Below are 24,359 nucleotides of genomic sequence, written 5' to 3'. Positions count from 1 at the left end.
ACGTGCGCCCCGGAGTTCGGCTGGCCTTCGATGTCGGCAAGGTGCGGATCGGCGTCGCCCGATGCGATGCGGAGGCCATCCTCTCGGTACCGGTGACGACGCTGAAGCGTAATCGTTTCGGCGCCGACATCGAGGAGGCCGCCGAACTGATCGAGGAGTACGATGCCATGGAGGCGGTCGTCGGTCTGCCGCGTCGCATGGATGGTGGTTCGTCGGCCTCGACCAGGGACGCCCGCCGCTGGGCACGCGAGTTGGCGCGGCTCGTCGCATCGGCGAGCGTGCGTCTGGTGGACGAGCGGTTGTCCACGGTGACGGCCCATCGGGAGCTTCATGAGACCGGACGAACGGAGGCGAGTTTTCGGCAGGTCGTTGATCAGGCGGCTGCTGTGATTATCCTCGATCAGGCCCTCGAGACAGAGCGAACGACGAACGCCCCGGCGGGCGAGATCGTCCCCCCGACCCGGAGAGACAGATAGTGAGCCAGGACGACGACGACTTCTTCACCCAGCTGGGTATTGAGCCGCGCGAGCCCGCCCGGATCACCGGGCGTCGTCTGGACGCGGCGCGGGCCCGGCGTCGGGAGGAGCGCGCTCGGCGCCGCAGGAAGCGCAGGCGCCGGCTGATCACCGCCCTTGTCCTGGTGCTCGTCCTCGCGTCCGTGGCCGGAGTCGGCTACGCGGCCTACAAGCACGCCGGCATCGAGGGCTTCATGAGCAGCCCGAAGGACTATTCCGGTGCCGGCGAGGGCGAGGTCGTCGTCAACATCCCCGACGGCTCCTCGGGCAAGGACATCGCCCGGATCCTCGCGGACGCCGGCGTCGTCGCGTCCGCCAAGGCCTTCGCGGACGCCTACGCGGACAACGCCAACGCGGCCAATATCCAGCCGGGCACCTACACATTGCGATCCGGCATGTCGGCGGCCAACGCGGTGGCCATGCTGCTGGATCCGGCGTCGAAGACCGACCACACCCTGACGGTCGCCGAAGGAGCCACGAAGACTCAGGTGAAGGACCGCCTCAAGAGTGTGGGGCACTTCACCGATGCCCAGGTCGAGGAGGCCTTCGGCGCCACGGAGGCCATCGGACTGCCCGCTGAGGCGGGAGGCAACGTCGAGGGGTGGCTCGCGCCCGGCACCTACGACGTCGCGGACGACGCCTCCGCGACCGATATCGTCGCCTCGATGGTCTCCACCACGCGCGACCGACTGGCCGATCTGGGCGTGGCGAAGGCGGACTACCAGTCCGTCCTGACCAAGGCCTCGATCGTGGAGCGCGAGGCCACCCCGACCTACTACGGACAGGTCGCCCGCGTCATCAACAATCGTCTGAAGGACACTGATGGGCCGACCGGCGGTCTTCTGCAGATGGACTCCACCGTCCTGTACGGGGTGGGGCGCTCGGGCGGCATCCCGACGGCGGATCAGCTCGCCGACGCCTCCAACCCGTACAACACCTACGTCCACGCCGGCCTGCCCCCCAGTCCGATCGGCAGTCCGGGGGACAAGACGATCAAGGCCGTGATCAGTCCTCCGGAAGGAGCGTGGCTCTACTTCGTGACCGTGGACCTCGATACCGGGGAGACGCTCTTCGCGAACACCAATGAGGAGCAGGAGGAGAACAAGAAGAAGTTCGACGCCTATTGCGAGGCGCACAGCGACAAGTGCTACGGCAGTGGCGCCACCGCCACCCCGGCCGCGACACCCTCGGCGGGGGGCTGAGCACCGTGCGCACGCCCGGCGGCGTCGCCGCGGGGCACCGGGCGGCCGTCATCGGCCTGCCCGTCGCCCATTCCCTGTCCCCGGTGCTGCACCGCACCGCTTACGACAGTCTCGGACTGGATGACTGGACGTACGATCGCAAGGAGGTCGCCCCGTCCGATCTGCCCGGGGTACTGGCCGAGGTCGCCGCTCCGACCGGCACGGGACCGGTCTGGGCCGGGCTGAGCGTGACCATGCCGCACAAGCAGGCGATCCTCCCCATGCTGGACGCCATCGACCCGCTGGCTGTCGTGGTCGGAGCGGTCAACACCGTCGTCGCCCAGCGCGCGGGAACGGGTCGGGCGCTGCTGGCGGGCTTCAACACCGATGTGGCCGGGATCGTCGGCGCTCTGCGGGAGGCGGCGTGGACGACTGCTCGCACCACCGGTGCTCCCGACCGGTCGCGGGCCGTCGTGCTCGGCTCGGGGGCCACGGCCTGCTCGGCGCTCGCCGCCCTGGCCGAGATCGGTGCCACCGACATCGTCGTGGCGGCTCGACGGCACGCGGGCCCTGGACGCGCCGCGACCGCGGCGCATCGCATGGATCTGGATGTCTCCCTTCTGACCTGGCGACCCGGTGAGGCCGCATCCGATGGGGCCGTGGTCGAGGCTCTCACTCAGGCCGACCTGATCGTCTCGACGCTGCCGGCGGGCGCCGCCGACGCACTCGGCCCATCGCTCGCGTCGGCCCTTGAGCGCGGGGAGGGGAGGGCGCGAGGCGTCATGCTCGACGTCGTGTACGCACCGTGGCCCACGCCACTGGCGTCCACGTGGACGGCCGCCGGAGGCCGGTCGGTGCCGGGCCGGCTCATGCTGCTGCACCAGGCCGTCCCGCAGGTCGCTCTCATGACCGGCAGGACCCCGCCGGTCGCAGCGATGCGAGAGGCCCTCGAAGCCGCTTCGGCGTCCCGTTGAGGCCATCGGCTCGGAACGCCGTTGCCCTCGCCGCGCGTCCTCCCGCCGTCCTGCGCGGCGTCGGCCGTGCGAGTGAAGCGATGTGGGATGATCAGCCCCATGCTTCGATGGATGACCGCCGGCGAGTCCCACGGCGAGGCCCTCACCGCGCTGATGGACGGCGTCCCCGCTGGTGTCGAGATCACGGGCGAGCGGATAGCGAGGGCTCTCGCGCGTCGCCGACTCGGCCACGGGAGGGGCGCACGCCAGGCCTTCGAGCAGGATCGTCTCGCGGTCCTCGGCGGCATCCGACACGGGCGCACCATCGGCAGCCCCATCGCTCTGCGGATCGGCAACTCCGAGTGGCCCAAGTGGTCCACCGTCATGAGCGCCGATCCTGTCGACCCGGCGGATCTTCTTCGCGATGCCGGCACCGGGGATGAGCGCGAGATCGCCCGCAACCGGCCCTTGACCCGGCCGCGTCCCGGGCACGCGGATCTGCCCGGAGCGCTCAAGTACGACCTCGCCGATGCCCGGCCGGTCCTGGAGCGCGCCTCCGCGCGTGAGACGGCCGCCAGGGTCGCCCTCGGCGCGGTGGCGGCCGCGGTCCTCGATCAGGTGGCGGGCGTTCGGCTGATCAGTCACGTCGTACGGGTCGGCTCGGTGGCGCTGCCCGACGACGCGCCCCGCCCCGCTCCGGAGGACGAGCAGCGACTGACCGACGACCCCGTGCGCTGCACCGACCCGGTGGTGTCGGCCGCCATGGTGGAGGAGATCGATACCGCTCGGAAGGACGGCGATACGCTCGGCGGCGTGGTCGAGGTCATCGCGACGGATGTGCCGATCGGGCTGGGGACGCACGTCGAGGCGGATCGGCGTCTCGATGCTCGCCTGGCCGCGGCGCTCATGGGCATTCAGGCGGTCAAGGGAGTCGAGATCGGCGACGGCTTCGCGGAGGCCGCACGACGCGGCAGCCGGGCCCACGACGAGATCCTGAGCGTCGAGGCGGGGAGAGTCGTCCGCGGATCGAACCGGGCCGGTGGTATCGAGGGGGGGATGTCCAACGGTGCTCGGATACGCGTGCGCGCGGCCTACAAGCCGATCTCCACCGTCCCCAGGGCACTGCACACCGTGGATCTCGCCACGGGACAGGCGGCCCGCGGGCTGCACCAGCGCTCCGACACCATCGCCGTCGTGCCCGGTGCCGTCATCGCGGAGGCCATGGTGGCGCTCGTCCTGGCGGACGCGCTGCTGACCAAGACCGGCGGGGACAGCGTGACCGAGGCCAGACGCAACCTCGAGGGCTACCTCGCCCGTATCGCCGAACGTACCCAATGGCGGGGAGGAGATCGATGAGCCGCCGTCCCGTTCCCCATGTCGCGCTCGATCCGGAGCACCTTCCTCTGGTTCTGGTGGGCCTGCCCGGTGCGGGCAAGACCACCGTGGCACGGCTGCTCGCCACGGCCCTCGGGCTGCAGGTCACCGACACCGACGCGGAGATTCGTCGACGCGCCCGCATGACCGTGCCCGAGATCTTCGCCAAGGAGGGGGAGGAGGCCTTCCGGGTGCGGGAGACGCGCGCGCTGCGCGCCGTTCTCGACTCCCCGGCGCCGGCCCAGGGCGTGGTGGCGCTGGGTGGAGGCGCCATCCTGCGCGACGAGAACCGCGCCCTGCTCCGCGGTCGCACGGTGGTGCATCTGGCCGCGTCCCCCGAGACCGCCGCCGCGCACGTCGGCGACGGCACGGGCCGGCCGCTGGTGGCTCCCGAGGCGGACTCCGATACGACCGAGGATGCGCTGCGCGCTGAGCGAGGGGCAGCGCGCGCGGATCGTGGGGGACCGGGCAGAGGCGATGCGGTCCTGGCGCGCATGGAGGCCCTCCACGCCCGGCGTGCGCCCCTGTACGCCGAGGTCGCCACCCTGACCGTGCCCACCGATGGCCTGACTCCCCAACAGGTGGCGGCGCTCATCCTGGTGGGCCTGGGGGCCCAGGCGCCGCACACCGCCCGGGCGCTGGCGGGGCTGACCGCCTCGGCCCCCCGCGCCGGTCGGAGCCCCCGTACGCCGCGGCCGAGCGCGACCGACGACGACGCCCCCATGTCCCCGCCGAGTCCTTTGCCCCCCGGGCGCATCGGAGCCGACGGGCGACTGCGCCTGACGGTGACGACCGCGCCGCCCTACGAGGTCGTGGTCGGCCAGGATCTGATCGACGAGGTCGTGCGCGGCGTCGCCGGGGCCGTTGGCGGGGGCGCCGGGGGCGTAGCGCTCGTCCACGCCCCCGAGCTGGACTCCCGTGCCGGACTGTACGAGAACGGGTTGCGCGGCACGGGGCTGACGGTCGAGCGGATCACCGTCCCCGGTGGGGAGGACTCCAAGACCAGTACCGCCCTGGACGCGCTCTGGGAGCGGTTCGGGCAGATGCGCATGGGGCGCGACGGCTGCGTCGTCGCCGTGGGCGGGGGCGCGACGACCGACCTCGTCGGCTTCGCCGCCGCCACCTGGTTACGGGGCGTACCGGTCGTCCATGTCCCCACCACCCTCCTGGCCATGGTCGACGCGGCCGTGGGGGGGAAGACCGGCATCGACACCGCCGCGGGCAAGAATCTGGTGGGCGCCTTCCACTCGCCCTCCGCGGTCGTGTGCGACCTGGCGGCCCTGGGGACGCTCGCGCCCCAGGAGCTGCGGGCGGGGCTGGGGGAGGTCGTCAAGTGCGGGTTCATCGCCGATCCCGTCATCCTCGACCGTGTCATGGCCGATCCCGCCGATCTCGCCCGGTGGGAGTCGCCCGCGCTCGCCGAGCTGGTCGCCCGCTCCGTGGCCGTCAAGGCCTCCGTGGTGGGGGAGGATCTCGTCGAGACGGGCCCGCGGGAGATCCTGAACTACGGGCACACCTACGCCCACGCCGTGGAGACGGCGACCGCCCACCGGTGGCGCCACGGTGAGGCGGTCGCGCTCGGATGCGTGTTCGCCGCCGAGGTCGCCCACCGCATGGGACGCCTGAGCGGCGACCTCCTGGCCCTGCACCGCCAGGCGTTCGCCATGGTCGGGCTGCCGGTGACCTTCCCCGAGGGGGCCGGGCGCTTCGAGGAGCTCCTGGAGATCATGCGCTCGGACAAGAAGGTCCGCGGCGGGGCGATCCGCATGGTTCTCCTCGACGACGTCGCCCGCCCCGTTCGTGGCGTCGTCCCCGACTCCGCGGTGCTGCACGGGGCCCACGAGGCGGTGACCGGGGCGGAGGGGTGACCGGGGCATGATCGACGCGGGCGGGGCGATCGATGCAGCCTCCGTGCCTCGGCCCACCGGATCCGTCGTCCTCGTCGGCCCGCCGGGCGCCGGCTGCACGACCGTCGGGCGCGCTCTGGCGGCCTCGTGGGGCGCGCCGGTCTCGGACCTCGCCGAGACCGTTGCGCAGGAGCTGGACGCGCCCGAGGACCTGGCACTCGTGATGGTGCCCGAGACCCGCTACCGCCGGGCGGAGGCGGAGACGGCGCTCGGGCTTCTCGCCGAGGCCGGGCGCCGTCGACGCGTCGTGGCGCTCGGCTCGGGCTGCCTGGAGGACGAGCGGGTCCGGGAGGCCCTGCACGTCCTGGTCGAGGAGGGCGGCCGCGTCATCGCCCTGACGGCGACCATCCGACGGCTGGCCTCCCGCAACGGCCTGGACGCGCCGCGCTCGGTGGCGCTGGGCCATGTTCATCATGAGTTCGTCCAGATGCTGCGCACCCGTGAGACCGCGTGCCGCGAGCTCGCGTCCGTGCAGATCGACACCACGGAGACGACACCGCAGGAGGTCGTCGTCGCGATCGACGCGAGTCGGGCGGCCCCGACCTCGGGATGAGGATCGGGGCCGAGGACTGGCACCGGGCTCGCTGCACGGCGCCCGTCCGGGTCTCGAGCACCTGAATCTCCGGCGACGTTCGGATTTATACCGGTACTAGTGACTGCTATCACATATAAACCCGATTAGTACCCGAGTAATCCTTGCGCATCCGCTGGCCGTCTTCGGAAGGTTCCGTCCTGCGGGTCACGATGATGTGACCGCTTCCGGGCGTCGCCGTGCGTCCGGGATCGTGCACTGCAAGAAAGGTGCGACCATGCCCATCAGCCTCTCGGGCCGCAACTTCCTCAAACTCCTTGACTACACCTCTGATGAGATCCGGTACCTCATCGACCTGTCGGCGCAGTTCAAGCGCCTCAAGCTGACCGGGACCCCGCACCGCTATCTCGAGGGCAAGAACATCGTCCTGCTGTTCGAGAAGACCTCGACGCGGACCCGCTGCTCGTTCGAGGTGGCCGGCAGGGATCTGGGGATGGGGGTGACCTACCTCGATCCGGGCTCGTCCCAGATGGGGAAGAAGGAGTCCATCGAGGACACGGCCCGTGTTCTCGGTCGAATGTACGACGGGATCGAGTACCGGGGCTTCGCCCAGAGCATCGTCGAGGACCTGGCCGCCAACGCGGGCGTGCCCGTCTGGAACGGCCTGACCACCGAGTTCCACCCGACTCAGATGATCGCCGACATGCTCACGGTCAAGGAGAACTTCCCCTCCGGCCTCAAGGGCCTGAAGTTCGTCTTCATGGGCGATGCGCGGAACAATGTGGCCAACTCGCTCATGGTCGTGTGCGCCAAGCTCGGACTCCACTTCGTCGCCTGCGGGCCGGTCGGGCAGATGCCCGAGGAGTCTCTCATCGCCACGTGCCGCGAGATCGCCGAGGCCACGGGAGGATCGGTCGTTCTGACGGACGACGCGGAGGCCGCTGCGCAGGGCGCCCACGTGATCTACACCGACATCTGGGTGTCCATGGGCGAGCCCGCCGAGCTGTGGGCCCAGCGCATCGAGGCGCTCAGCCCCTACCGCGTCACCCAGGGGCTCATGGACAAGGCGGATGCGGATGCCATCTTCATGCACTGCCTGCCCTCGTTCCACGACACCCGGACCACGATCGGCGCCGATATCGCGGAGAGGTTCGGGGTCACCGAGATGGAGGTCGAGGACCGGGTGTTCGAGTCCAGCCGGTCGAAGGTCTTCGATGAGGCCGAGAACAGGATGCACACCATCAAGGCCGTCATGTACGCCACGCTCTCATGAGGCCCGGGACGATGACGGACAACAAGCGCGACAGGATCGTGGTCGCCCTGGGAGGCAATGCCCTGGGGAGGACGCCCGAGGAGCAGCTCTCCCTGATCAGGATCACGGCGTCCACGATCGTGGACCTTCTGCATACCGGTCAGGACGTCGTCGTGACGCACGGCAACGGGCCGCAGGTCGGTATGATCAAGGTGGCGACCGATACCTCTCATGCTGTCAAGGGCACTCCGCCCATCCCCTTCCCCGAGTGCGGTGCCATGTCCCAGGGATACATCGGCTACCATCTCCAGGAGGCGATCGGGAACGAGATGCGTCGTCGGGGAATCGAGAGGGACTGCCTGTCCCTCATCACCCAGACCCTCGTCGATGAGGACGATCCGGCTTTCGCGCACCCGACGAAGCCCGTCGGCGCCTTCTTCGGCGAGGAGGAGGCTCGCAGGGAGATGGCGGCGACGGGGAAGGTCTTCGTCGAGGACTCCGGCCGTGGATGGCGATGGGTCGTGGCCTCCCCCGCCCCCGTGAGAATCATCGAGTCCGGGGTCATCAAGAGCCTCGTCGATGGGGGGAGCGTCGTCGTGGCCTCGGGAGGCGGCGGCATTCCGGTCGTCAGCCGTGACGGCGAGCTCGTCGGCGTGCCCGCGGTGATCGACAAGGACCGGTCCGCCGCTCTTCTGGCGCTGGAGACCGGGGCGAGGACCCTGCTGATCCTGACCGCCGCCGATGCGGCGTACCGCGACTACGGCCGGCCGACGCAGAGGCCGATCGACCATATGAATGCCGAGGAGTGCCGTCGGGCCATCGCCGACGGCTGCTTCGCGGAGGGCTCCATGCTCCCGAAGGTCGAGGCGTGCCTGGAGTTCGCCGCACGGTCCGCCGGTGGCACCGCCATCATCTCCTCGCTCGAGCGCGCATGCGAGGCGCTCGAAGGAAGGGTCGGTACGAGGATCACCGCTCAGTGAGCCCATTCCCGCCGTGCGGGCGGAGCTCCCCGCAGTCCGCCCGCACGGCTCTCCACCGTCCCTTCCATTGATCTACTGACTTTCAACGGAGAAAGCATGTCACATTCGACGAATTCGACGACGTCCACCGATCCCACCGATCCCACTGATCCCACCGATTCACCTGGTTCCGCGGAGTCCTCGGATCCCGCCGGGCCCGGTGCATCCACCGACCCGACGACGACCGCGGCATCCACCACGACCGATGCCCGTGGGACCGAGGCCCCCCGTACCCGGACCTTCCGGATCCGCGTCCCCTCGGCGTTCACCATCCTCTTCTTCCTCACCGTCATCGCGGTCGGGGCGACCTGGCTGGTGCCGGCAGGCTCCTACTCCAAGCTCGCGTACGAGTCCTCATCGGGCGAGTTCCAGGTCACCTCGCCGACCGGTGAGGTGACGACGATGCCCGCCACCCAGGAGTCCCTCGACGACCTGGGCGTCAAGATCGAGGCCGAGAAGCTCACATCCGGCTCCATCAACAAGCCCGTGTCCATTCCGGGCACCTATGAGCGCATGCCGCAGAAGCCGCAGGGAATCGGCGACATCACGGGGTCGATGGTCAAGGGCACCATCGAGGCCATCGACATCATCGTGTTCATCCTCGTGCTGGGGGGCCTGATCGGCGTGGTCAGGGCCACGGGCGCCTTCGAGTCGGGGCTGATCGCTCTGACGAAGAAGACGAAGGGGCACGAGTTCCTGCTCGTCCTGGCGGTCTCCGTCCTCATGATCCTGGGAGGGACGGCGTGCGGCCTGGAGGAGGAGGCCGTGGCCTTCTATCCGATCCTCGTGCCGATATTCCTGGCGATGGGGTACGACTCGATCATCTGCGTCGGAGCGATCTTCCTCGCGGGCTCCATGGGGACGACGATGTCGACCATCAACCCCTTCTCCGTCGTCATCGCGTCGAACGCTGCCGGCATCGTGTTCACCGATGGGCTGTGGTGGCGCGTCGCGGGGTGCGTCGTGGGCGGAGTCGTCGTGTGCGCCTATCTGTACCGTTACGCCAGGATGCTCAAGCGCGACCCGGCGAGCTCCTACACCTGGGAGGACCGGGAGTCGTTCAACGAGCGTTGGGCCATGGGATCCGAGGGCGGGGGGACGTCCTTCTCCTGGCAGAAGAGGGTCATCCTCGTCCTGTTCGTGGCGGCCTTCGTCATCATGGTCTGGGGGGTGATGACGCAGGGCTGGTGGTTCCCGACCATGGCCTCCTCGTTCCTCGCGATCTCCATCATCATCATGCTCCTGGCGATGACCGGCAAGGACCGCCTGGGCGAGAAGCAGCTCGTGGACGCCTTCTCCGAGGGCTCGTCGTCGCTCGTCGCGGTGTCGCTCATCATCGGCCTCGCCCGGGGGATCAATCTGGTGATGAACGAGGGGCTGATCTCGGACACGCTGCTCAACGCCTCCTCGCACCTGGTCGAGGGGACCAACGGCCCTCTGTTCATCCTGGTGATGCTGCTGATCTTCTTCGTCTTGGGGTTCGTGGTCCCCTCATCGTCGGGACTCGCCGTCCTGGCGATGCCGATCTTCGCCCCGCTGGCCGACACGGTGGGCATCCCGCGCTTCATCATCGTGTGCGCCTACCAGTGGGGGCAGTACGCGATGCTCTTCCTCGCTCCGACCGGACTCGTGATGGCGACCCTGCAGATGCTTGATATGAAGTATCAGCACTGGCTGAGATTCGTGTGGCCGATGGTAGTGTTCGTCCTGGGCTTCGGGGGCGCGATGCTCGTCGCGCAGGTGCTCGTTCACGCGTGAGCGCGAGCCGGGTGGTTCACGGGGCGTGCCGGGGGACGGCCGTCCGCGAACCGCCCGGCGGCGCGTTCGTCGGGCCTGTCGTACCTGCCGACCGACAATCAGATTGTTCATCTGTTTTCAGACAAGGATGTCCGAGAGGAGACGGGAGTTCACGTGCCGATGGCTCTCTTCCAGTACACTCTTATCGTCCTGTTCTTCGTGATGGTGGTCGCCTCCACCTGCATATCAACGTTCACGGTGACCCACCACCGCATCTATCTGTGGTCGGCGGGCCTTTTCACGACATATTTCTTCGACGTGGCGCTCGTATTCCGGAGAATAATGGTCCCGCCGCTGACGGGAACGGCGGTCTATGAGATCACGAGCGCGCCGGAGTCCATCCTGCTGGGGGCCGGACTCCTTCTCTTCTCGTGGCTCGTCGTGCTCGAGTTCCTTCACAGGCGCACCCCGATGATGCTGATCGGCATCACGGTCTTCGTGGTCGGCTCGGCGGTGAGTCTCGTGATCATGCCGTTCGGGGGGATTCGCGAGTTCGTGTTCTACTCGATGAGGGGAGTCGGGGCGGTAACGCTGATCGGCTACATCGTACGGAACTACGTCGCTTCGCAGGATCCGGCCGAACGCGCGCGTATGCGCGTGCACAGGCCGATCATCGTGGCCTGCGCGGTCTGCGTCATCCTCGTCGTGCTCGAGAACGTCCTCGGTCAGATTCTGACGCTGATCCCGGCGAGCACGGGTATTCTTCCCGAGCGGAACTTCTGCGAGAACATCCTGTTCGTCGGCATGGGCGCATGGGCGCTGAACCGCTGCGTGCGGACCCTGCGGATAAGGGCCCAGGAGCTGCCGACGATCTCCAACCCGTTGGCCGCGGAGTTCGTCGCGAGCAGCGCGCAGTGCTTCGCGCAGAAGCACGGCCTGTCGGCTCGCGAGGTCGAGGTCCTCCTGCTGGTCCTCAGGGGTGAGGGCAACAAGGAGATCGCCGATTCCCTCTTCCTGTCGGTGAATACTGTCAAGGTGCACGTCCACCACATCCTGAGGAAGTGCGGGACGGGGGACCGCGAGCAGCTGATCAGGTCGTTCTGGGAGGCTGCGTAGCCGGCGGTGACGTCGGGGGGTGCCCGCGATCGACGTGCGGGACTAGGCTCGTCTCATGTATGTCCCACGACACTTCCAGCTGCCTGAGGACTACGCGCGCGCCCTCCTGAGCCGTCCCGGCGCCGGTAATCTCGTGACCGTCCACGATACCGGTCCCGAGGCCACCATGGTTCCCTTCTACTTCGACGAGGAGAGGAACGCCCTGGTCACTCATCTGGTCAAGAACAATCCCCAGGTCGTCGAGCCCGTCCGCGGACCGGGGCTCGTCATCCTGGACGACGTCGACGCCTATATCTCTCCGCACTGGTACGTCACCAATGAGGTGAAGGCCAATGTCCCCACATGGGACTACATCACGATCCACGTGCGCGGCGAGGTGCGCATCGATCCCGGTCCCGAGGCGGCCTTGATCGCGGCCACTCGACTCACCGACATGATGGAGGCCGACGACGTGCTGACCCCGGTCGGTCAGGACAAGCTCCGCCGTATGGCACGGGCCATCGTCGCCGTCGAGGTGAGCGCGGCCGAGGTGAGGGGGAAGGCCAAGATGAGTCAGAACCGCCACCCCGACGACATCCGCGGCCTTGCCGACGAGCTCGAGAAACGGGGGGAGACCCGGATGGCCGAGTTCCTCCGAACGGTCTCCCTTCCCTACGCGGAGGAGCGCTTCGCCGTACTGGCCCGTCTGCGCGGAGCGAGAGCCCTTCACGAGGAGGTGCGCGACTTCCACTGACTCCGCTGCTCCCACCCGCTGATGCCCACCAGCGCCGGCCGGTCACGACGCACGGAGCGTCGTGACCGGCCTCGCAGGGGAGCGCCGGAGGAGCGGGGCGCGACCGCGGTAGACTCGCGGCGTTCCAATGCGCTTCATGCACGTCCCCGACAGTGAGGAATCCACTCGTGGCAACGACGAACGACCTGAAGAACGGCCTGGTGCTCAATCTCGAGGGCCAGCTGTGGCAGGTGGTCGAGTTCCAGCACGTCAAGCCGGGCAAGGGCCCCGCCTTCGTGCGCACCAAGATCAAGAACGTCCTGTCCGGTAAGACCGTCGACAAGACCTTCAACGCCGGTCTCAAGGTCGAGACCGCGACCGTCGACCGCCGCGACATGCAGTACTCCTACCGGGACGGCGACGGCTTCGTCTTCATGGACGTCAAGAGCTACGAGCAGACCTACGTGACGGCCGAGACGGTCGGCGATGCCGCCGACCTCATGCTCGAGGGCCAGGACGTCATCGTCGCCTTCCACGACAACGACGTCCTGTTCGTGGAGCTGCCCCCCGCCGTCGTCCTGACGATCTCCCACACCGAGCCGGGCCTGCAGGGCGACCGCTCCTCGGCCGGGACCAAGCCGGCCACGCTGGAGACCGGCGCCGAGATCCAGGTCCCGCTGTTCCTCAACACCGGAGACAGGGTGAAGGTGGACACTCGAGCCCGCTCCTACATCAATCGCGTCACCGACTGACCGCCGATGGTCCACACGATGCCCGATGATACCGGCGACGTCGAGCGGGATGACGCCGGTGGGACGGGTGATGAGGGCCCCGCCTCGAAGAGCACGAGCAGGCACGCCGTCACCGCTCGGACCAAGGCGCGCCGTCGCGCCGTCGAGATCCTCTTCGAGGGCGACCAACGCGGCCTGCTGCGGGCCACCGGTGGGGATGACGAGGGTGACGGCGAGGCGGACGACGCGAGTCGTGATCGCGAGCGTGGTGACGAACACGGTCACGATCGGGGGCATGGGTGGGACGGGGCCCCGGGCTCGGGCGGGGCCGCGGAGCGTCTGCGCGAGTTCGCCTCCGAGCGCGCCGTGCACTCCGCCAACCACACCGAGGCCCCCGCCTACACCCGCGAGATTCTCTCCGGAGTGGCGGATCACCTGGCGGAGGTCGACGAGATCATCGAGACCTACTCCCAGGGATGGACGCTCGCTCGCATGCCGGCGGTCGATCGTGCGATTGCGCGGATCGCGACATGGGAGATCGTGTGGAACGACGACGTCGACGCCCCCATCGCCGTCGATGAGGCCGTGACGCTCAGCCGCATGCTCTCCACCGACGACTCCCCGCGCTTCTTGAATGGTCTGCTCGGTCGCATCGGCGACCTCGCCGACACCCTGCGCTGAGCCGTCGCGCCGACCGCACCGTCCGATGAGGCCCTACCCCTGGCGGGCCGAGTCGTGTATGCAAGGGCCATGACCACTGCGAGCACCCCCACCACCGTCGCCGTCACCGGTGCCACCGGCAGGATCGGGGGAGCAGTCGCCCGCCTCCTCCATGGCGACGGCGTTCGTCCCCGCCTGCTCGTGCGCGATCCCACCCGCGCGTCCCATTGGGCCGATGACGTCGCCGTCGCCGGCTACGGGGACCGCAGGGCCGCCACCGCCGCTCTGGCGGGCATCGATGTCCTTCTCATGGTCTCCGCTTCCGAGTCCGCCGACCGGCTCGCTCAGCACAGGACCTTCATCGACGCCGCCGCGGCGGCCGGGGTGCGTCACGTCGTCTACACGAGCTTCCTCGGCGCGGCGGAGGACGCCGCCTTCACCCTGGCGCGAACCCACTGGGCCACCGAGGAGCATCTGCGCGCCTCGGGAATGGGCTTCACCTTCCTGCGCGACTCCTTCTACGCCGACTTCCTCCCCGATCTGGCCGTCGAGGGCGTCATCGCGGGTCCCGCCGGGACGGGGCGCGTCGGTGCAGTCGCTCGGGCCGATGTCGCCCGCAGCGCCGCCGCTGTCATCCGAGACCTCCTCACCGGCCGTCGCGAGCACGCCGCCGCCGTCTACGAGCTCACCGGTCCGGAGGCCCTCACACTCGCCGAGGCCGCTGCCATCATCACCGAGACCACCGGCCGATCCACCGTCTACCGCGACCAGACCCTCGAGGAGGCCTACGCCTCCCGCTCGGTCTACGACGCCCCCGAATGGGAGATCGATGCCTGGGTGTCCACCTACACCGCCATCGCCTCGGGCTCCCTCGACCGAGTGACGGATGACGTCGAACGACTCACCGGACGCCGCCCGCTCGGCCTCGCGGAGCTTCTCGCCGGTGAGCGCTGATGCCCTCCGATGACCGTTCGACGACCTGAGCCGGGTCGTGACCGGTCATGTCGGTCACCGACTCGGCCGGTGCCGATGAGCGCTCCCCATCGACACTCCTGGATCAGCGTCTAGGCTGTGTCTATGCTCCCGCTGCTCCCGTGCCGTCGCCTCCGAGGCGGTCGTTCTCAGGCGTCGCAACCGCCGGCGGTCACCACGGGCGCGGCCCCTCCCTGAATTCTCCCACGGCGCCGAATCACTCGGCGCGAGGACGCGAGAGCACCCACTAGTTCGCAGGCGGATGTCCACAGTGAGGCTGTGCCGCCATGAAGCACTCGAAGGATTCGATCATGGGGCAGTACCCATCGCCGTACGATGCCGGCCCTTATCCGTCCGCACCCGGAGGCTCCTATGAGGCGCCGCACGGTGCTGGAGGCCCGACCTACGGTCCTGGCGGAGCGCCATACGCGGGGGGACAGGCCTACGCCCCCAACGGGGCGCCGAGCAACCAGGCCGTGCCCATGGCCATGCCCGCTCCCATGCCGATGCCCATGCCCGCGCCCGTGTTCGTCGTCCCGCCGCCTAACCCCGAGGAGGTTGCGGAGAAGAGCCGGCGGACCACCCGCGGGCTGGGCCTGGGCGCCGTGATCACCGGGGCGGTGTCCGTCGCGATCCAGGTTCTCTACTCGGTGATCCTCGTCGTCATGGTCGGTACCGCGGACTCCTGGACGACCGGAGCCGCCGTCACCGGCGGATTGATAGTCGTTCTTGGCATTTTCGTCATGCCCGTACTGGTCGGAGCGGCCTGGGCCACGTCTTTCGGACTGTCTCTGGCCGCATGCGTGAGGGCGAGCGGCGGCGGGGCGCGGCCGCAACCGGTGCGATGGGCCGGTGCCGGGGGCATCATGGGCGGTGCTCTCGGCGTCTCCGTTCTGCAGGGCCTGCCTTTCGTCATCCTCTTCTTCGCCTTCGCGTACTATGTGGACAACGCCAGCTCCTCCGACGGGGACGTCCTGCTGGTCGTGGCGGCCGTCATCGGGATCGCGCTCCTCATCGCGCACATCGCTCTTATCATCAAGATTCGCGGTCTGGGGACCTCGATCGAGGAGCAGGTTCCCTACGCCTGAGCGCGGCACGGAGGGTGCGCGCGGGGCGTGTGAGGTTCGTCCCGGTTCGTCTCGAGGGTCCGGGTGCATGAAGCGCGGTGGGGCCGGGAGCGCTACCATCGGCCGCGCCAGGCATCCTTGAAGCCCGTCCAGTGAGGCGGAGAAGGAGGTCCACTTACTGTGGCCGAAAAGAAATCCATGGGGAAGCAGATTCTCGGCGCGGCCGAGATCAAGCGCTCCCTCGTCCGCATCGCCCACGAGATCGTCGAGCGCAACCGCGGTGTCGATGACGTCATCCTCCTCGGCATCCCCTCCGGGGGAGCGCCACTGGCCCACCGCCTCGGCGAGGCGCTGAGCGTTGCCCTGACGGAGGACGCCGCCCTGACCGGGGCACAGCCGATCACAACCTCCGTACCGGTCGGGACTCTGGACATCACCATGTTCCGCGACGACCTGGGCCGCCATCCGATTCGTGTCCCGCAGCCCACTCGCATCCCCGGCGGCGCACTGGAGGGGCGCACGGTCGTCCTGGTCGATGACGTCCTGTACTCCGGGCGCACCATTCGCGCGGCCCTCGATGCCCTGGGCTCCATCGGACGCGCGCGGGCCGTCCAACTCGCCGTGCTGGTCGATCGTGGCCACCGCGAGCTGCCGATCCGCGCCGACTACGTCGGCAAGAACCTGCCGACCTCCCGCACCGAGAAGGTCGTCGTCTCGCTCACCGAGCTCGGCGCGGCCGAGGACGCCGTCACCATCCAGGACCTCGCCTCGTCCGAGGAGGTCGCCCGGTGAAGCATCTGCTGAGCGCCAAGGACCTGACCCACGACGAGGCCGTCATGATCCTCGACACCGCCGAGGCGATGGCCGCGACCCAGCGCCACGCCGTCAAGAAACTGCCCACCCTGCGCGGCAAGACCGTGGTCAACCTCTTCTTCGAGGACTCCACCCGCACCCGCCTGTCCTTCGAGGCCGCCGCCAAGCGCCTGAGCGCCGACGTCATCAACTTCTCGGCCAAGGGGTCGAGCGTGTCCAAGGGCGAGTCCCTCAAGGACACCGCTCAGACCATCATGGCCATGGGCGCCGACGCCGTCGTCGTCCGCCACTCCGCCTGCGGAGCGGCGCACCTGCTCGCCCACGCCGGCTGGATCGACGTCCCCGTCCTCAACGCGGGCGACGGCACCCACCAGCACCCCACTCAGGCCCTCCTCGACGCCATGACGCTGCGCCGCTGGTACGCGCCCGACGGCGCTGGTGGCGCTGACGGCACTGATAATGCCGACGGCTCTCCGGCGCCGCGGGGGAGGGACCTCGCCGGGGCGAAGGTCATCATCGTCGGTGACATCCTCCATTCCCGGGTGGCCCGATCCAATGTCGACCTGCTGACCGCTCTGGGGGCCCGCGTCACCCTCGTCGCCCCGCCGACCCTGGTGCCCGTCGGCATGGATGACTGGACCTGCGACGTGTCCTTCGACCTGGACGAGTCCCTGGACTCCGTTCAGCCCGACGCCGTCATGATGCTGCGCATCCAGCGCGAGCGCATGAGCGCCGCCGGCGGCGGCTTCTTCCCCAGTCCCGCCGAGTACTCGCAGGCCTACGGGCTGAATCTCGCGCGGCGCGCGGCGATGCCGGAGCACGCCATCGTCATGCACCCCGGCCCGATGAACCGCGGCCTCGAGATCACCGCGGAGGCCGCCGACGACCCCCGCTCGCGCGTCATCGAGCAGGTCGGCAACGGCGTGTCCGTGCGCATGGCCGCCCTCTACCTCCTCCTCGCCGACGAAGGGAACCAGCTGTGACCCCCCATCTTCTGACCGGTGTCCGCCCCTACGGTGAGGACTCCACCGACATCCTCCTGGTCGACGGCCTCATCGCCGCCATCGGGCCCGACGCGGTCGCGCAGGCCCCTTCCGATGCCGTGCGCCACGATTTCGACGGACTCGTGGTCCTGCCCGGTCTGGTGGACATCCACACCCATCTGCGCGAGCCCGGCGGAGAGTCCGCCGAGACCGTTTTCACCGGGACCCGCGCCGCGGCCGTGGGCGGGTACACCTCCGTCTTCGCCATGGCCAACACCACTCCCGTTCAGGACAACGCCGGCGTCGTCGAGCAGGTGCTGCGCCTGGGCCGTGAGGCCGGCTGGGTCGACGTCCACCCGGTCGGAGCCGTGAGCGCTGGCCTGGAGGGCGAGCACCTGTCCGAGATGAGCGCCATGGCGCACTCGGCCGCCCGCGTCCGGGTCTTCTCCGATGACGGCAGGTGCGTGGCCGACCCCGTTCTCATGCGACGCGCATTGGAGTACGTCAAGTCCTTCGACGGCGTCGTGGCCCAGCACGCTCAGGACCCCCGTCTGACCGAGGGCTCCCAGATGCACGAGGGCGCGCTCTCCGCCGAGCTGGGCCTGCGCGGTTGGCCCGCGGTGGCCGAGGAGTCGATCATCGCCCGCGACGTCCTGCTCGCTCAGCACGTGGGCAGTCGGCTTCACGTGTGCCACCTCTCCACCGCCGGGAGCGTCGACATCATTCGCTGGGCCAAGGGCCGCGGCATCGACGTCACAGCCGAGGTCACCCCGCACCACCTGCTGCTGACCGACCAGATGGCGCGCACCTACTCGCCCCTGTACAAGGTCAATCCGCCGCTGCGCACGGCCGAGGACGTCGAGGCGGTGCGAGAGGCCCTGGCGGACGGCACCATCGACGTGGTCGGCACGGATCACGCCCCCCACCCCCTGGAGGACAAGGACTGCGAGTGGCAGGCCGGCGCCTTCGGCATGACGGGACTGGAGACGGCGCTGCCGGTCCTCATCGAGACCATGGTGGCCACGGGGCGCATGAGCTGGCGCGACCTGGCCCGTGTCATGTCCACCGCACCGGCCGCGATCGGGCGGCTGACGGACCAGGGGCAGGAGCTTCGGGTCGGTGCGCCCGCGAACGTCGCGGTGGTCGATCCCGAGGCGCGGCGCACCATCGACGGCAGGACGCAGTGGACGCATTCGGTCAACACCCCGTACGCGGGCATGGAGTTGCCCGGTCGGGTTCTGGCCACCTTCCTGCACGGGCGTGCGACCGTGCTCGACGGAGCCCCGGTCCGGGCGCGGGAGTCCTGAGGTGCCCATCACCACGTCCGCGTCGTCGTGCCCCGGCGCTCGCGAGACCGCCCTGCTGGTCCTGGAGGACGGGTACGTCCTGCGTGGCGGGTCCTACGGGGCCGCAGGGCGCACGATCGGGGAGATCGTCTTCAACACCGGCATGACCGGCTATCAGGAGACGCTCACCGATCCCTCCTATCACCGTCAGATCGTCGTCATGACGGCGCCGCACGTCGGCAACACGGGCATCAACGATGAGGACTCCGAGTCAGGGCGCATCTGGGTCGCCGGTTATGTCGTGCGCGACCCCGCGCGCCGAGCCTCGAGCTGGCGTTCTCGCCGTGAGCTGGAGGATGAGCTGGCGCGTGCGAACGTGGTGGGCATCTGCGAGGTCGATACCCGGGCGCTGACCCGGCACCTGCGTGAGCGCGGCGCCATGCGGGCGGGCATCTTCTCCGGGGACGCCCTGCCCGCGGGCGCCGCTGACGCCGCGGGGCCCTCACGGGCCGCCATCGACGTCTGCCTGGATGCCGTGCGCGCCTCGCCTCCCATGGCCGGTCGAGCCCTGGCCGCCGAGGTCAGCACCCGGGAGCACTACGTCGTCGAGCCCTCCGGGGCCTTCGCCGGCGCCGAGCCCGTCGCCGTGGTGGCGGCCATCGACCTTGGGATCAAGGCGCGCAGCCCGTGGCAACTGGCCGAGCGGGGAGCGCTCGTTCACGTCCTGCCGCAGACGACCACGTTCGAGGAGGTGCTCGCCCTCCATCCGGACGGCGTGTTCTTCTCCAACGGACCGGGGGATCCCGGTACCGCGCGCAGCGAGGTCGAGCTGTTGCGCGGCGTCCTAGATGCCCGCATCCCCTTCTTCGGAATCTGCCTGGGCAACCAGATCCTCGGCCGGGCGCTGGGCTACGGCACGTACAAGCTCGGCTACGGCCACCGCGGCGTCAACCAGCCCGTCCTCGACCGCGCCACCGGGCATGTCGAGATCACCGCGCACAACCACGGTTTCGCGGTCGATGCCCCGATCGGACGGCCGAGTCCGGCGCCTTACGGCAACGGCCGCTACGGACGCATCGAGGTCTCCCACGTCGGCCTCAACGACAACGTCGTCGAGGGGCTGCGAGCCCTCGACCTTCCGGCTTTCTCCGTGCAGTTCCACCCCGAGGCGGCAGCGGGCCCCCATGACGGGGAGCACCTGTTCGACCGCTTCGTGCGGCTCATGACGGACCATCATGACCACGACGACGGCGCCGCTCCCCGGACGACCAGGGAGGGGCGCTGACATGCCGCTTCGCTCCGATATCACATCCGTCCTGGTCATCGGCTCCGGGCCGATCGTCATCGGCCAGGCGTGCGAGTTCGACTACTCCGGTACGCAGGCCTGCCGCGTGCTGCGAGGCGAGGGCATCCGGGTCATCCTGGTCAACTCCAATCCGGCGACGATCATGACCGACCCGGACATCGCCGACGCCACCTACGTCGAGCCCATGAGCGCCGAGGTCCTCGAGTCCATCATCGCCGAGGAGCGCCCCGACGCCCTCCTGCCCACCCTTGGCGGGCAGACGGCGCTCAACGCCGCCATGAGCCTGGTCGAGGACGGCGTCCTGGACGCCTATGGCGTCGAGCTCATCGGCGCTGATGCCGCGGCCATCAGGGCCGGTGAGGACCGTGAGGAGTTCAAGAGGGTTGTTGAGCGCTGCGGCGCCGAGGTGGCCAGATCGACCATCGCCCGCACCATGGCCGAGTGCCACGAGGCCGTCGAGGCCCTGGGCGGCTACCCCGTGGTGGTGCGCCCCTCCTTCACCATGGGGGGCCTGGGCTCCGGCATCGCCCATGACGCAGAGGATCTGAAGCGCATCTGCGGGCAGGGCCTGGCGGCCTCCAGGACCACCGAGGTGCTCCTGGAGGAGTCCATCCTGGGCTGGAAGGAGTACGAGCTCGAGCTCATGCGCGACAAGGCGGACAACGTCGTCGTCGTGTGCTCCATCGAGAACGTCGACCCCGTCGGCGTCCATACCGGCGACTCGATCACCGTCGCGCCCGCTCTGACGCTGACCGACCGGGAGATGCAGCGCCTGCGCGACATCGGTATCGCCGTGATCCGCGAGGTGGGCGTGGACACCGGCGGCTGCAACATCCAGTTCGCCGTCGACCCGGCCACCGGACGCGTCATCGTCATCGAGATGAACCCGCGCGTCTCGCGCTCGTCGGCGCTGGCGTCCAAGGCGACCGGCTTCCCGATCGCCAAGATCGCGGCTCGCCTGGCCGTGGGATACACCCTCGACGAGATCCCCAACGACATCACCGGCTCGACGCCCGCGTCCTTCGAGCCGACTCTCGACTACGTGGTGGTCAAGGTGCCGCGCTTCGCCTTCGAGAAGTTCCGCGGGGCGGACCCGGCACTGACCACCACCATGAAATCGGTCGGTGAGGCCATGGCGATCGGCCGTTCCTTCACCGAGGCTCTGCAGAAGGCCATGCGTTCCATCGACAAGAAGGGGGCGGTCCTCCACTGGGATGGTCCGGCGCCCGACGCCGAGGCCACCGCGGCTCTGCTCGAATCGATCCGAGTGCCCTCCGAGCACCGTCTCCTGGACCTCCAGCAGGCGGTGCGCGGCGGCGCCACCGTGGAGCAGCTCTTCGCCGCCACGAGGATCGACCCCTGGTTCCTGGATCAGATGCGGCTCCTGCAGGAGGTCGCCGAGGAGGTGGCCGGCGCCCCGGCACTGACCGCGCAGCTTCTCTCGAGGGCCAAGCGCCACGGCTTCTCGGACCGTCAGGTGGGCGCCCTGCGGGGCGTCGGCGAGGACACGGTCCGCGAGATCCGCCACGCCTACGGTCTGCGCCCCGTTTACAAGACGGTCGACACGTGCGCGGCCGAGTTCGCCGCCCGCACGCCCTACCACTACTCCTCCTACGACCTGGAGACCGAGGTCGCACCGCGCGAGCGCCAGGCCGTCATCATCCTGGGAAGCGGTCCCAACCGCATCGGTCAGGGCATCGAGTTCGACTACTCCTGCGTGCACGCCACCATGGCGCTGGCCGAGCGCTATGAGACCATCATGGTCAACTGCAACCCCGAGACCGTCTCCACCGACTACGACATCTCCGATCGCCTCTACTTCGAGCCGCTCACCTTCGAGGACGTGATCGAGGTCTACGAGGCGGAGAGGGCCGTCGGGCCCGTGGCCGGCATGATCGTGCAGCTCGGCGGGCAGACCCCGCTGTCCCTGGCCGCTCGGCTCGAGGACGCGGGCGTGCCCATCCTGGGAACGAGTCCGCGGGCCATCGACGCCGCGGAGGACCGGCGGGTCTTCGGCGTCGTGCTGGAGAGGGCCGGTCTGCCCGCGCCCGCCCACGGCACCGCGCACTCCGATGAGCAGGCCGTGGCCGTGGCCCGGGAGATCGGCTTCCCCGTGCTGGTCCGCCCCAGCTACGTGCTGGGAGGACGCGGTATGGAGATCGTCTACGAGGCGGGCGGCCTGACCGACTACCTGCGCCGTGCGGGCGCCGAGCCGGGCGGCGCCTACGCGAATGGGCCGCTGCTGATCGACCGGTTCCTCGATGACGCGATCGAGATCGACGTCGATGCCCTCTACGACGGCGACGAGCTGTTCCTGGGCGGCGTCATGGAGCACATCGAGGAGGCCGGCATCCACTCCGGCGACTCCGCCTGCGTCCTGCCCCCCATGACGCTGTCGGACGCGGAGATCGCGCGCATCCGCCGTTCCACGCTGGCCATCGCCGACGGCGTGGGCGTGCGGGGCCTGATCAACATCCAGTTCGCCCTCATGAGCGACACGCTCTACGTCATCGAGGCCAATCCCCGGGCGAGTCGCACCGTTCCCTTCGTCTCCAAGGCCACGGGCGTGCAGCTCGCCAAGGCCGCGGCTCTGATCATGGCGGGCCGATCCATCGCCTCCCTCAGGGCCTCGGGCCACCTGCCGGTCGAGGACGCGAGTGTCACCGATCTCCACGACCCGATCGCGGTCAAGGAGGCGGTCCTGCCCTTCAAGCGCTTCCGCACGTCGACCGGTCGCGTCGTCGATACCGTCCTGGGCCCGGAGATGCGCTCGACCGGCGAGGTCATGGGCTACGACGTCGACTTCCCGCGCGCCTTCGCCAAGTCGCAGGCCAGCGCGTACGGCGGTCTGCCCGGCGAGGGGACGCTGTTCGTCTCGGTGACGGATCGGGACAAGCGCGCCATCATCCTGCCGGTGGCCCGACTGGCCGAGCTGGGGTTCACCATCCTCGCCACCACCGGCACGGCCCAGGTGCTGCGTCGCAACGGCATCCCCGCCACGCCGGTGCGCAAGATAAGCGAGGGGCGGGGCGCGCACGGCGAGCAGACGATCGTCGGTCTTATCGAGTCCGGCGCGATCGATATGGTCGTCAACACGCCCAGGGGGCAGGGAGCGCGCGCGGACGGATACTCGATCCGGGCGGCCACGACGAGCGCTGGCCGTCCCATCATCACCACCGTCCAGGAGCTCCAGGCCGCCGTACAGGCCTTGGAGGCCCAGCTGCACGGTCCCTTCCGCGTCCGCAGCCTTCAGGAGCACGGCGCCGACCGGCTCTCCCGGCGCGAGGGCGCCATCGAGCGGACGGGCCGGGCATGAGCGCCGTGGATTCCCCCGCCGGAGGGCCGGACGTGGAGGACGTTCCGGGCGCTGCGCCCTTCGGGGTCTCTCTGGCCGAGGCCATGGACGCCCATGGCCCGCTGTGCGTGGGCATCGACCCGCACCGGACGCTGCTGGAGTCCTGGGGCCTGCCCGACACCCCGCAGGGCCTGAGGGAGTTCGCCCTGCGCACCGTGGACGCGCTCGGGGGGCGGGTCGCCGCGGTCAAGCCGCAGTCGGCCTTCTTCGAACGCCATGGCGGCGCCGGCGTCACCGTCCTGGAGGAGGTCCTCGCCGCACTGCGCGATATCGGCACCATGTCCATCCTGGACGTCAAGCGCGGCGATATCGGCTCGACGATGGGCGGCTACGCCCAGGCCTACCTTCTCGACGAAGCCCCTCTGGCGGCGGATGCCATCACGGTCTCGCCCTATCTCGGATACGGTTCGCTGAAGCCGGCTCTGGACCTGGCGGATGCCGCCGGACGCGGCGTGTTCGTCCTGGCGCTCACCTCGAACCCGGAGGGGGCGGGCATTCAGCGCGCGCGGATGGGGGAGGGTCTCCGGTCGCGGTCCGTGGCGGCCGACATCGTGGAGGGAGCGACCCGCTCGAATGCCGCCGCCCGCGCCGCCGGAGCGCTCGGCAACGTCGGCCTGGTCGTCGGAGCGACGATCGGCGGGGCCGTGACCGAGCTCGATATCGATCTGCTCGGGGCCAACGCACCGCTGCTGGCGCCGGGCGTGGGCGCTCAGGGCGCCGGTGCGACTGAGCTGAGGGCCGTGTTCGGAGCGGCGCGACGCCACGTGCTGGCCTCGACCTCTCGCGGTGTGCTCAACGCCGGGCCCGATCCGGCCGCCCTGCGCGCAGCGGCGCGGACGGCGGCCGCGCAGGCGTCCCTGGCCCTGCGGGGTTGAGGAGGGACGCGGG

Annotated in this window: 21 protein-coding genes; all 21 read left to right on the top strand. The window is 69.6% G+C overall.

Features of this window, described 5'->3' with window-relative positions; all coding sequences use genetic code 11:
- Nucleotides 1-2: 2 nt before the first annotated feature.
- The 21 genes from ruvX to pyrF all read left to right on the top strand — a co-directional run bounded on the left by ruvX (nucleotide 3) and on the right by pyrF (nucleotide 24,346).
- Nucleotides 3-476 carry a Holliday junction resolvase RuvX gene (gene ruvX, locus G448_RS0105410; RefSeq protein WP_026407173.1) on the top strand — a complete coding sequence of 158 codons (474 nt, stop codon included), beginning with the start codon at nucleotides 3-5 and terminating at the stop codon, nucleotides 474-476.
- The gene (gene mltG / locus G448_RS0105405) at nucleotides 476-1,717 is read left to right on the top strand and encodes an endolytic transglycosylase MltG (RefSeq protein WP_034494496.1); all 1,242 of its coding nucleotides are present in this window, start codon (nucleotides 476-478) and stop codon (nucleotides 1,715-1,717) included. The genes ruvX and mltG overlap by 1 nt, the downstream gene beginning before the upstream one ends.
- Before the next feature lie 5 nt (nucleotides 1,718-1,722).
- Complete coding sequence (locus tag G448_RS0105400; protein WP_026407171.1) at nucleotides 1,723-2,670, top strand: shikimate dehydrogenase; 948 nt, start codon at nucleotides 1,723-1,725, stop codon at nucleotides 2,668-2,670.
- Nucleotides 2,671-2,769: 99 nt separating this feature from the next.
- On the top strand, nucleotides 2,770-4,005 hold the full coding sequence (gene aroC, locus G448_RS0105395) for a chorismate synthase (protein WP_026407170.1): 1,236 nt from the start codon (nucleotides 2,770-2,772) through the stop codon (nucleotides 4,003-4,005).
- Nucleotides 4,002-5,891, top strand: coding sequence for a 3-dehydroquinate synthase (gene aroB / locus G448_RS0105390; protein WP_026407169.1), 1,890 nt, complete (start codon nucleotides 4,002-4,004; stop codon nucleotides 5,889-5,891). Before aroC ends, aroB begins: the two co-directional genes overlap by 4 nt.
- Nucleotides 5,892-5,898: 7 nt before the next feature.
- Nucleotides 5,899-6,483, top strand: a complete 585-nt coding sequence (locus G448_RS0105385; RefSeq protein ID WP_026407168.1) for a shikimate kinase — start codon at nucleotides 5,899-5,901, stop codon at nucleotides 6,481-6,483.
- Between the two features lie 256 nt (nucleotides 6,484-6,739).
- Nucleotides 6,740-7,735 carry an ornithine carbamoyltransferase gene (gene argF / locus G448_RS0105380; protein ID WP_026407167.1) on the top strand — a complete coding sequence of 332 codons (996 nt, stop codon included), beginning with the start codon at nucleotides 6,740-6,742 and terminating at the stop codon, nucleotides 7,733-7,735.
- An 11-nt stretch (nucleotides 7,736-7,746) separates the two neighbouring features.
- On the top strand, nucleotides 7,747-8,694 hold the full coding sequence (gene arcC, locus G448_RS0105375) for a carbamate kinase (protein WP_026407166.1): 948 nt from the start codon (nucleotides 7,747-7,749) through the stop codon (nucleotides 8,692-8,694).
- Between the two features lie 96 nt (nucleotides 8,695-8,790).
- Nucleotides 8,791-10,491 (top strand): YfcC family protein, encoded by a 1,701-nt coding sequence (locus tag G448_RS0105370; RefSeq protein WP_211227964.1) that lies wholly within the window; start codon nucleotides 8,791-8,793, stop codon nucleotides 10,489-10,491.
- A gap of 159 nt (nucleotides 10,492-10,650) precedes the next feature.
- On the top strand, nucleotides 10,651-11,586 hold the full coding sequence (locus G448_RS0105365) for a helix-turn-helix transcriptional regulator (RefSeq protein ID WP_026407164.1): 936 nt from the start codon (nucleotides 10,651-10,653) through the stop codon (nucleotides 11,584-11,586).
- 55 nt (nucleotides 11,587-11,641) lie between these two features.
- Nucleotides 11,642-12,319, top strand: coding sequence for an FMN-binding negative transcriptional regulator (locus G448_RS0105360; RefSeq protein ID WP_026407163.1), 678 nt, complete (start codon nucleotides 11,642-11,644; stop codon nucleotides 12,317-12,319).
- Between the two features lie 167 nt (nucleotides 12,320-12,486).
- Nucleotides 12,487-13,050, top strand: coding sequence for an elongation factor P (gene efp / locus G448_RS0105355; protein ID WP_026407162.1), 564 nt, complete (start codon nucleotides 12,487-12,489; stop codon nucleotides 13,048-13,050).
- Nucleotides 13,051-13,068: 18 nt separating this feature from the next.
- The gene (gene nusB, locus G448_RS0105350) at nucleotides 13,069-13,710 is read left to right on the top strand and encodes a transcription antitermination factor NusB (RefSeq protein WP_245572194.1); all 642 of its coding nucleotides are present in this window, start codon (nucleotides 13,069-13,071) and stop codon (nucleotides 13,708-13,710) included.
- Nucleotides 13,711-13,779: 69 nt separating this feature from the next.
- Nucleotides 13,780-14,643: an SDR family oxidoreductase gene (locus G448_RS0105345; protein ID WP_026407160.1), complete on the top strand. Its 864-nt coding sequence runs from the start codon at nucleotides 13,780-13,782 to the stop codon at nucleotides 14,641-14,643.
- A 305-nt stretch (nucleotides 14,644-14,948) separates the two neighbouring features.
- Entirely contained in the window at nucleotides 14,949-15,749 is an 801-nt protein-coding gene (locus tag G448_RS0105340; protein ID WP_156910926.1) for a hypothetical protein, read from the top strand.
- Between the two features lie 159 nt (nucleotides 15,750-15,908).
- Nucleotides 15,909-16,520, top strand: a complete 612-nt coding sequence (pyrR, locus tag G448_RS0105335; protein ID WP_026407158.1) for a bifunctional pyr operon transcriptional regulator/uracil phosphoribosyltransferase PyrR — start codon at nucleotides 15,909-15,911, stop codon at nucleotides 16,518-16,520.
- Complete coding sequence (locus G448_RS0105330) at nucleotides 16,517-17,524, top strand: aspartate carbamoyltransferase catalytic subunit (protein ID WP_026407157.1); 1,008 nt, start codon at nucleotides 16,517-16,519, stop codon at nucleotides 17,522-17,524. Before pyrR ends, G448_RS0105330 begins: the two co-directional genes overlap by 4 nt.
- Nucleotides 17,521-18,831 carry a dihydroorotase gene (locus tag G448_RS0105325; RefSeq protein ID WP_026407156.1) on the top strand — a complete coding sequence of 437 codons (1,311 nt, stop codon included), beginning with the start codon at nucleotides 17,521-17,523 and terminating at the stop codon, nucleotides 18,829-18,831. Before G448_RS0105330 ends, G448_RS0105325 begins: the two co-directional genes overlap by 4 nt.
- Before the next feature lies 1 nt (nucleotide 18,832).
- Nucleotides 18,833-20,095: a glutamine-hydrolyzing carbamoyl-phosphate synthase small subunit gene (gene carA / locus G448_RS0105320; protein WP_026407155.1), complete on the top strand. Its 1,263-nt coding sequence runs from the start codon at nucleotides 18,833-18,835 to the stop codon at nucleotides 20,093-20,095.
- 1 nt (nucleotide 20,096) lies between these two features.
- Nucleotides 20,097-23,432 carry a carbamoyl-phosphate synthase large subunit gene (gene carB / locus G448_RS0105315; protein WP_026407154.1) on the top strand — a complete coding sequence of 1,112 codons (3,336 nt, stop codon included), beginning with the start codon at nucleotides 20,097-20,099 and terminating at the stop codon, nucleotides 23,430-23,432.
- Nucleotides 23,429-24,346: an orotidine-5'-phosphate decarboxylase gene (gene pyrF, locus G448_RS0105310; RefSeq protein WP_051268648.1), complete on the top strand. Its 918-nt coding sequence runs from the start codon at nucleotides 23,429-23,431 to the stop codon at nucleotides 24,344-24,346. Before carB ends, pyrF begins: the two co-directional genes overlap by 4 nt.
- The last annotated feature ends 13 nt before the right edge of the window (nucleotides 24,347-24,359 follow it).

Origin of the sequence: Actinomyces gerencseriae DSM 6844 (assembly GCF_000429265.1) — a bacterium.
In the GTDB taxonomy this organism is placed as follows: Bacteria; Actinomycetota; Actinomycetes; order Actinomycetales; family Actinomycetaceae; genus Actinomyces; species Actinomyces gerencseriae.
Note: the sequence above shows the minus strand (reverse complement) of the source record. Positions and strands in the feature narration are given on the sequence as shown.

Excerpts from the sequence above, each read along its gene's own strand:
- aroC (WP_026407170.1), top strand. The coding sequence starts at position 2,770 with ATGCTTCGATGGATGACCGCCGGCGAGTCCCACGGCGAGGCCCTCACC.
- aroB (WP_026407169.1), top strand. The coding sequence starts at position 4,002 with ATGAGCCGCCGTCCCGTTCCCCATGTCGCGCTCGATCCGGAGCACCTT.
- G448_RS0105385 (WP_026407168.1), top strand. The coding sequence starts at position 5,899 with ATGATCGACGCGGGCGGGGCGATCGATGCAGCCTCCGTGCCTCGGCCC.
- argF (WP_026407167.1), top strand. The coding sequence starts at position 6,740 with ATGCCCATCAGCCTCTCGGGCCGCAACTTCCTCAAACTCCTTGACTAC.
- arcC (WP_026407166.1), top strand. The coding sequence starts at position 7,747 with ATGACGGACAACAAGCGCGACAGGATCGTGGTCGCCCTGGGAGGCAAT.
- G448_RS0105370 (WP_211227964.1), top strand. The coding sequence starts at position 8,791 with ATGTCACATTCGACGAATTCGACGACGTCCACCGATCCCACCGATCCC.
- G448_RS0105365 (WP_026407164.1), top strand. The coding sequence starts at position 10,651 with ATGGCTCTCTTCCAGTACACTCTTATCGTCCTGTTCTTCGTGATGGTG.
- G448_RS0105360 (WP_026407163.1), top strand. The coding sequence starts at position 11,642 with ATGTATGTCCCACGACACTTCCAGCTGCCTGAGGACTACGCGCGCGCC.
- nusB (WP_245572194.1), top strand. The coding sequence starts at position 13,069 with ATGCCCGATGATACCGGCGACGTCGAGCGGGATGACGCCGGTGGGACG.
- G448_RS0105345 (WP_026407160.1), top strand. The coding sequence starts at position 13,780 with ATGACCACTGCGAGCACCCCCACCACCGTCGCCGTCACCGGTGCCACC.
- G448_RS0105340 (WP_156910926.1), top strand. The coding sequence starts at position 14,949 with ATGAAGCACTCGAAGGATTCGATCATGGGGCAGTACCCATCGCCGTAC.
- carB (WP_026407154.1), top strand. The coding sequence starts at position 20,097 with ATGCCGCTTCGCTCCGATATCACATCCGTCCTGGTCATCGGCTCCGGG.
- pyrF (WP_051268648.1), top strand. The coding sequence starts at position 23,429 with ATGAGCGCCGTGGATTCCCCCGCCGGAGGGCCGGACGTGGAGGACGTT.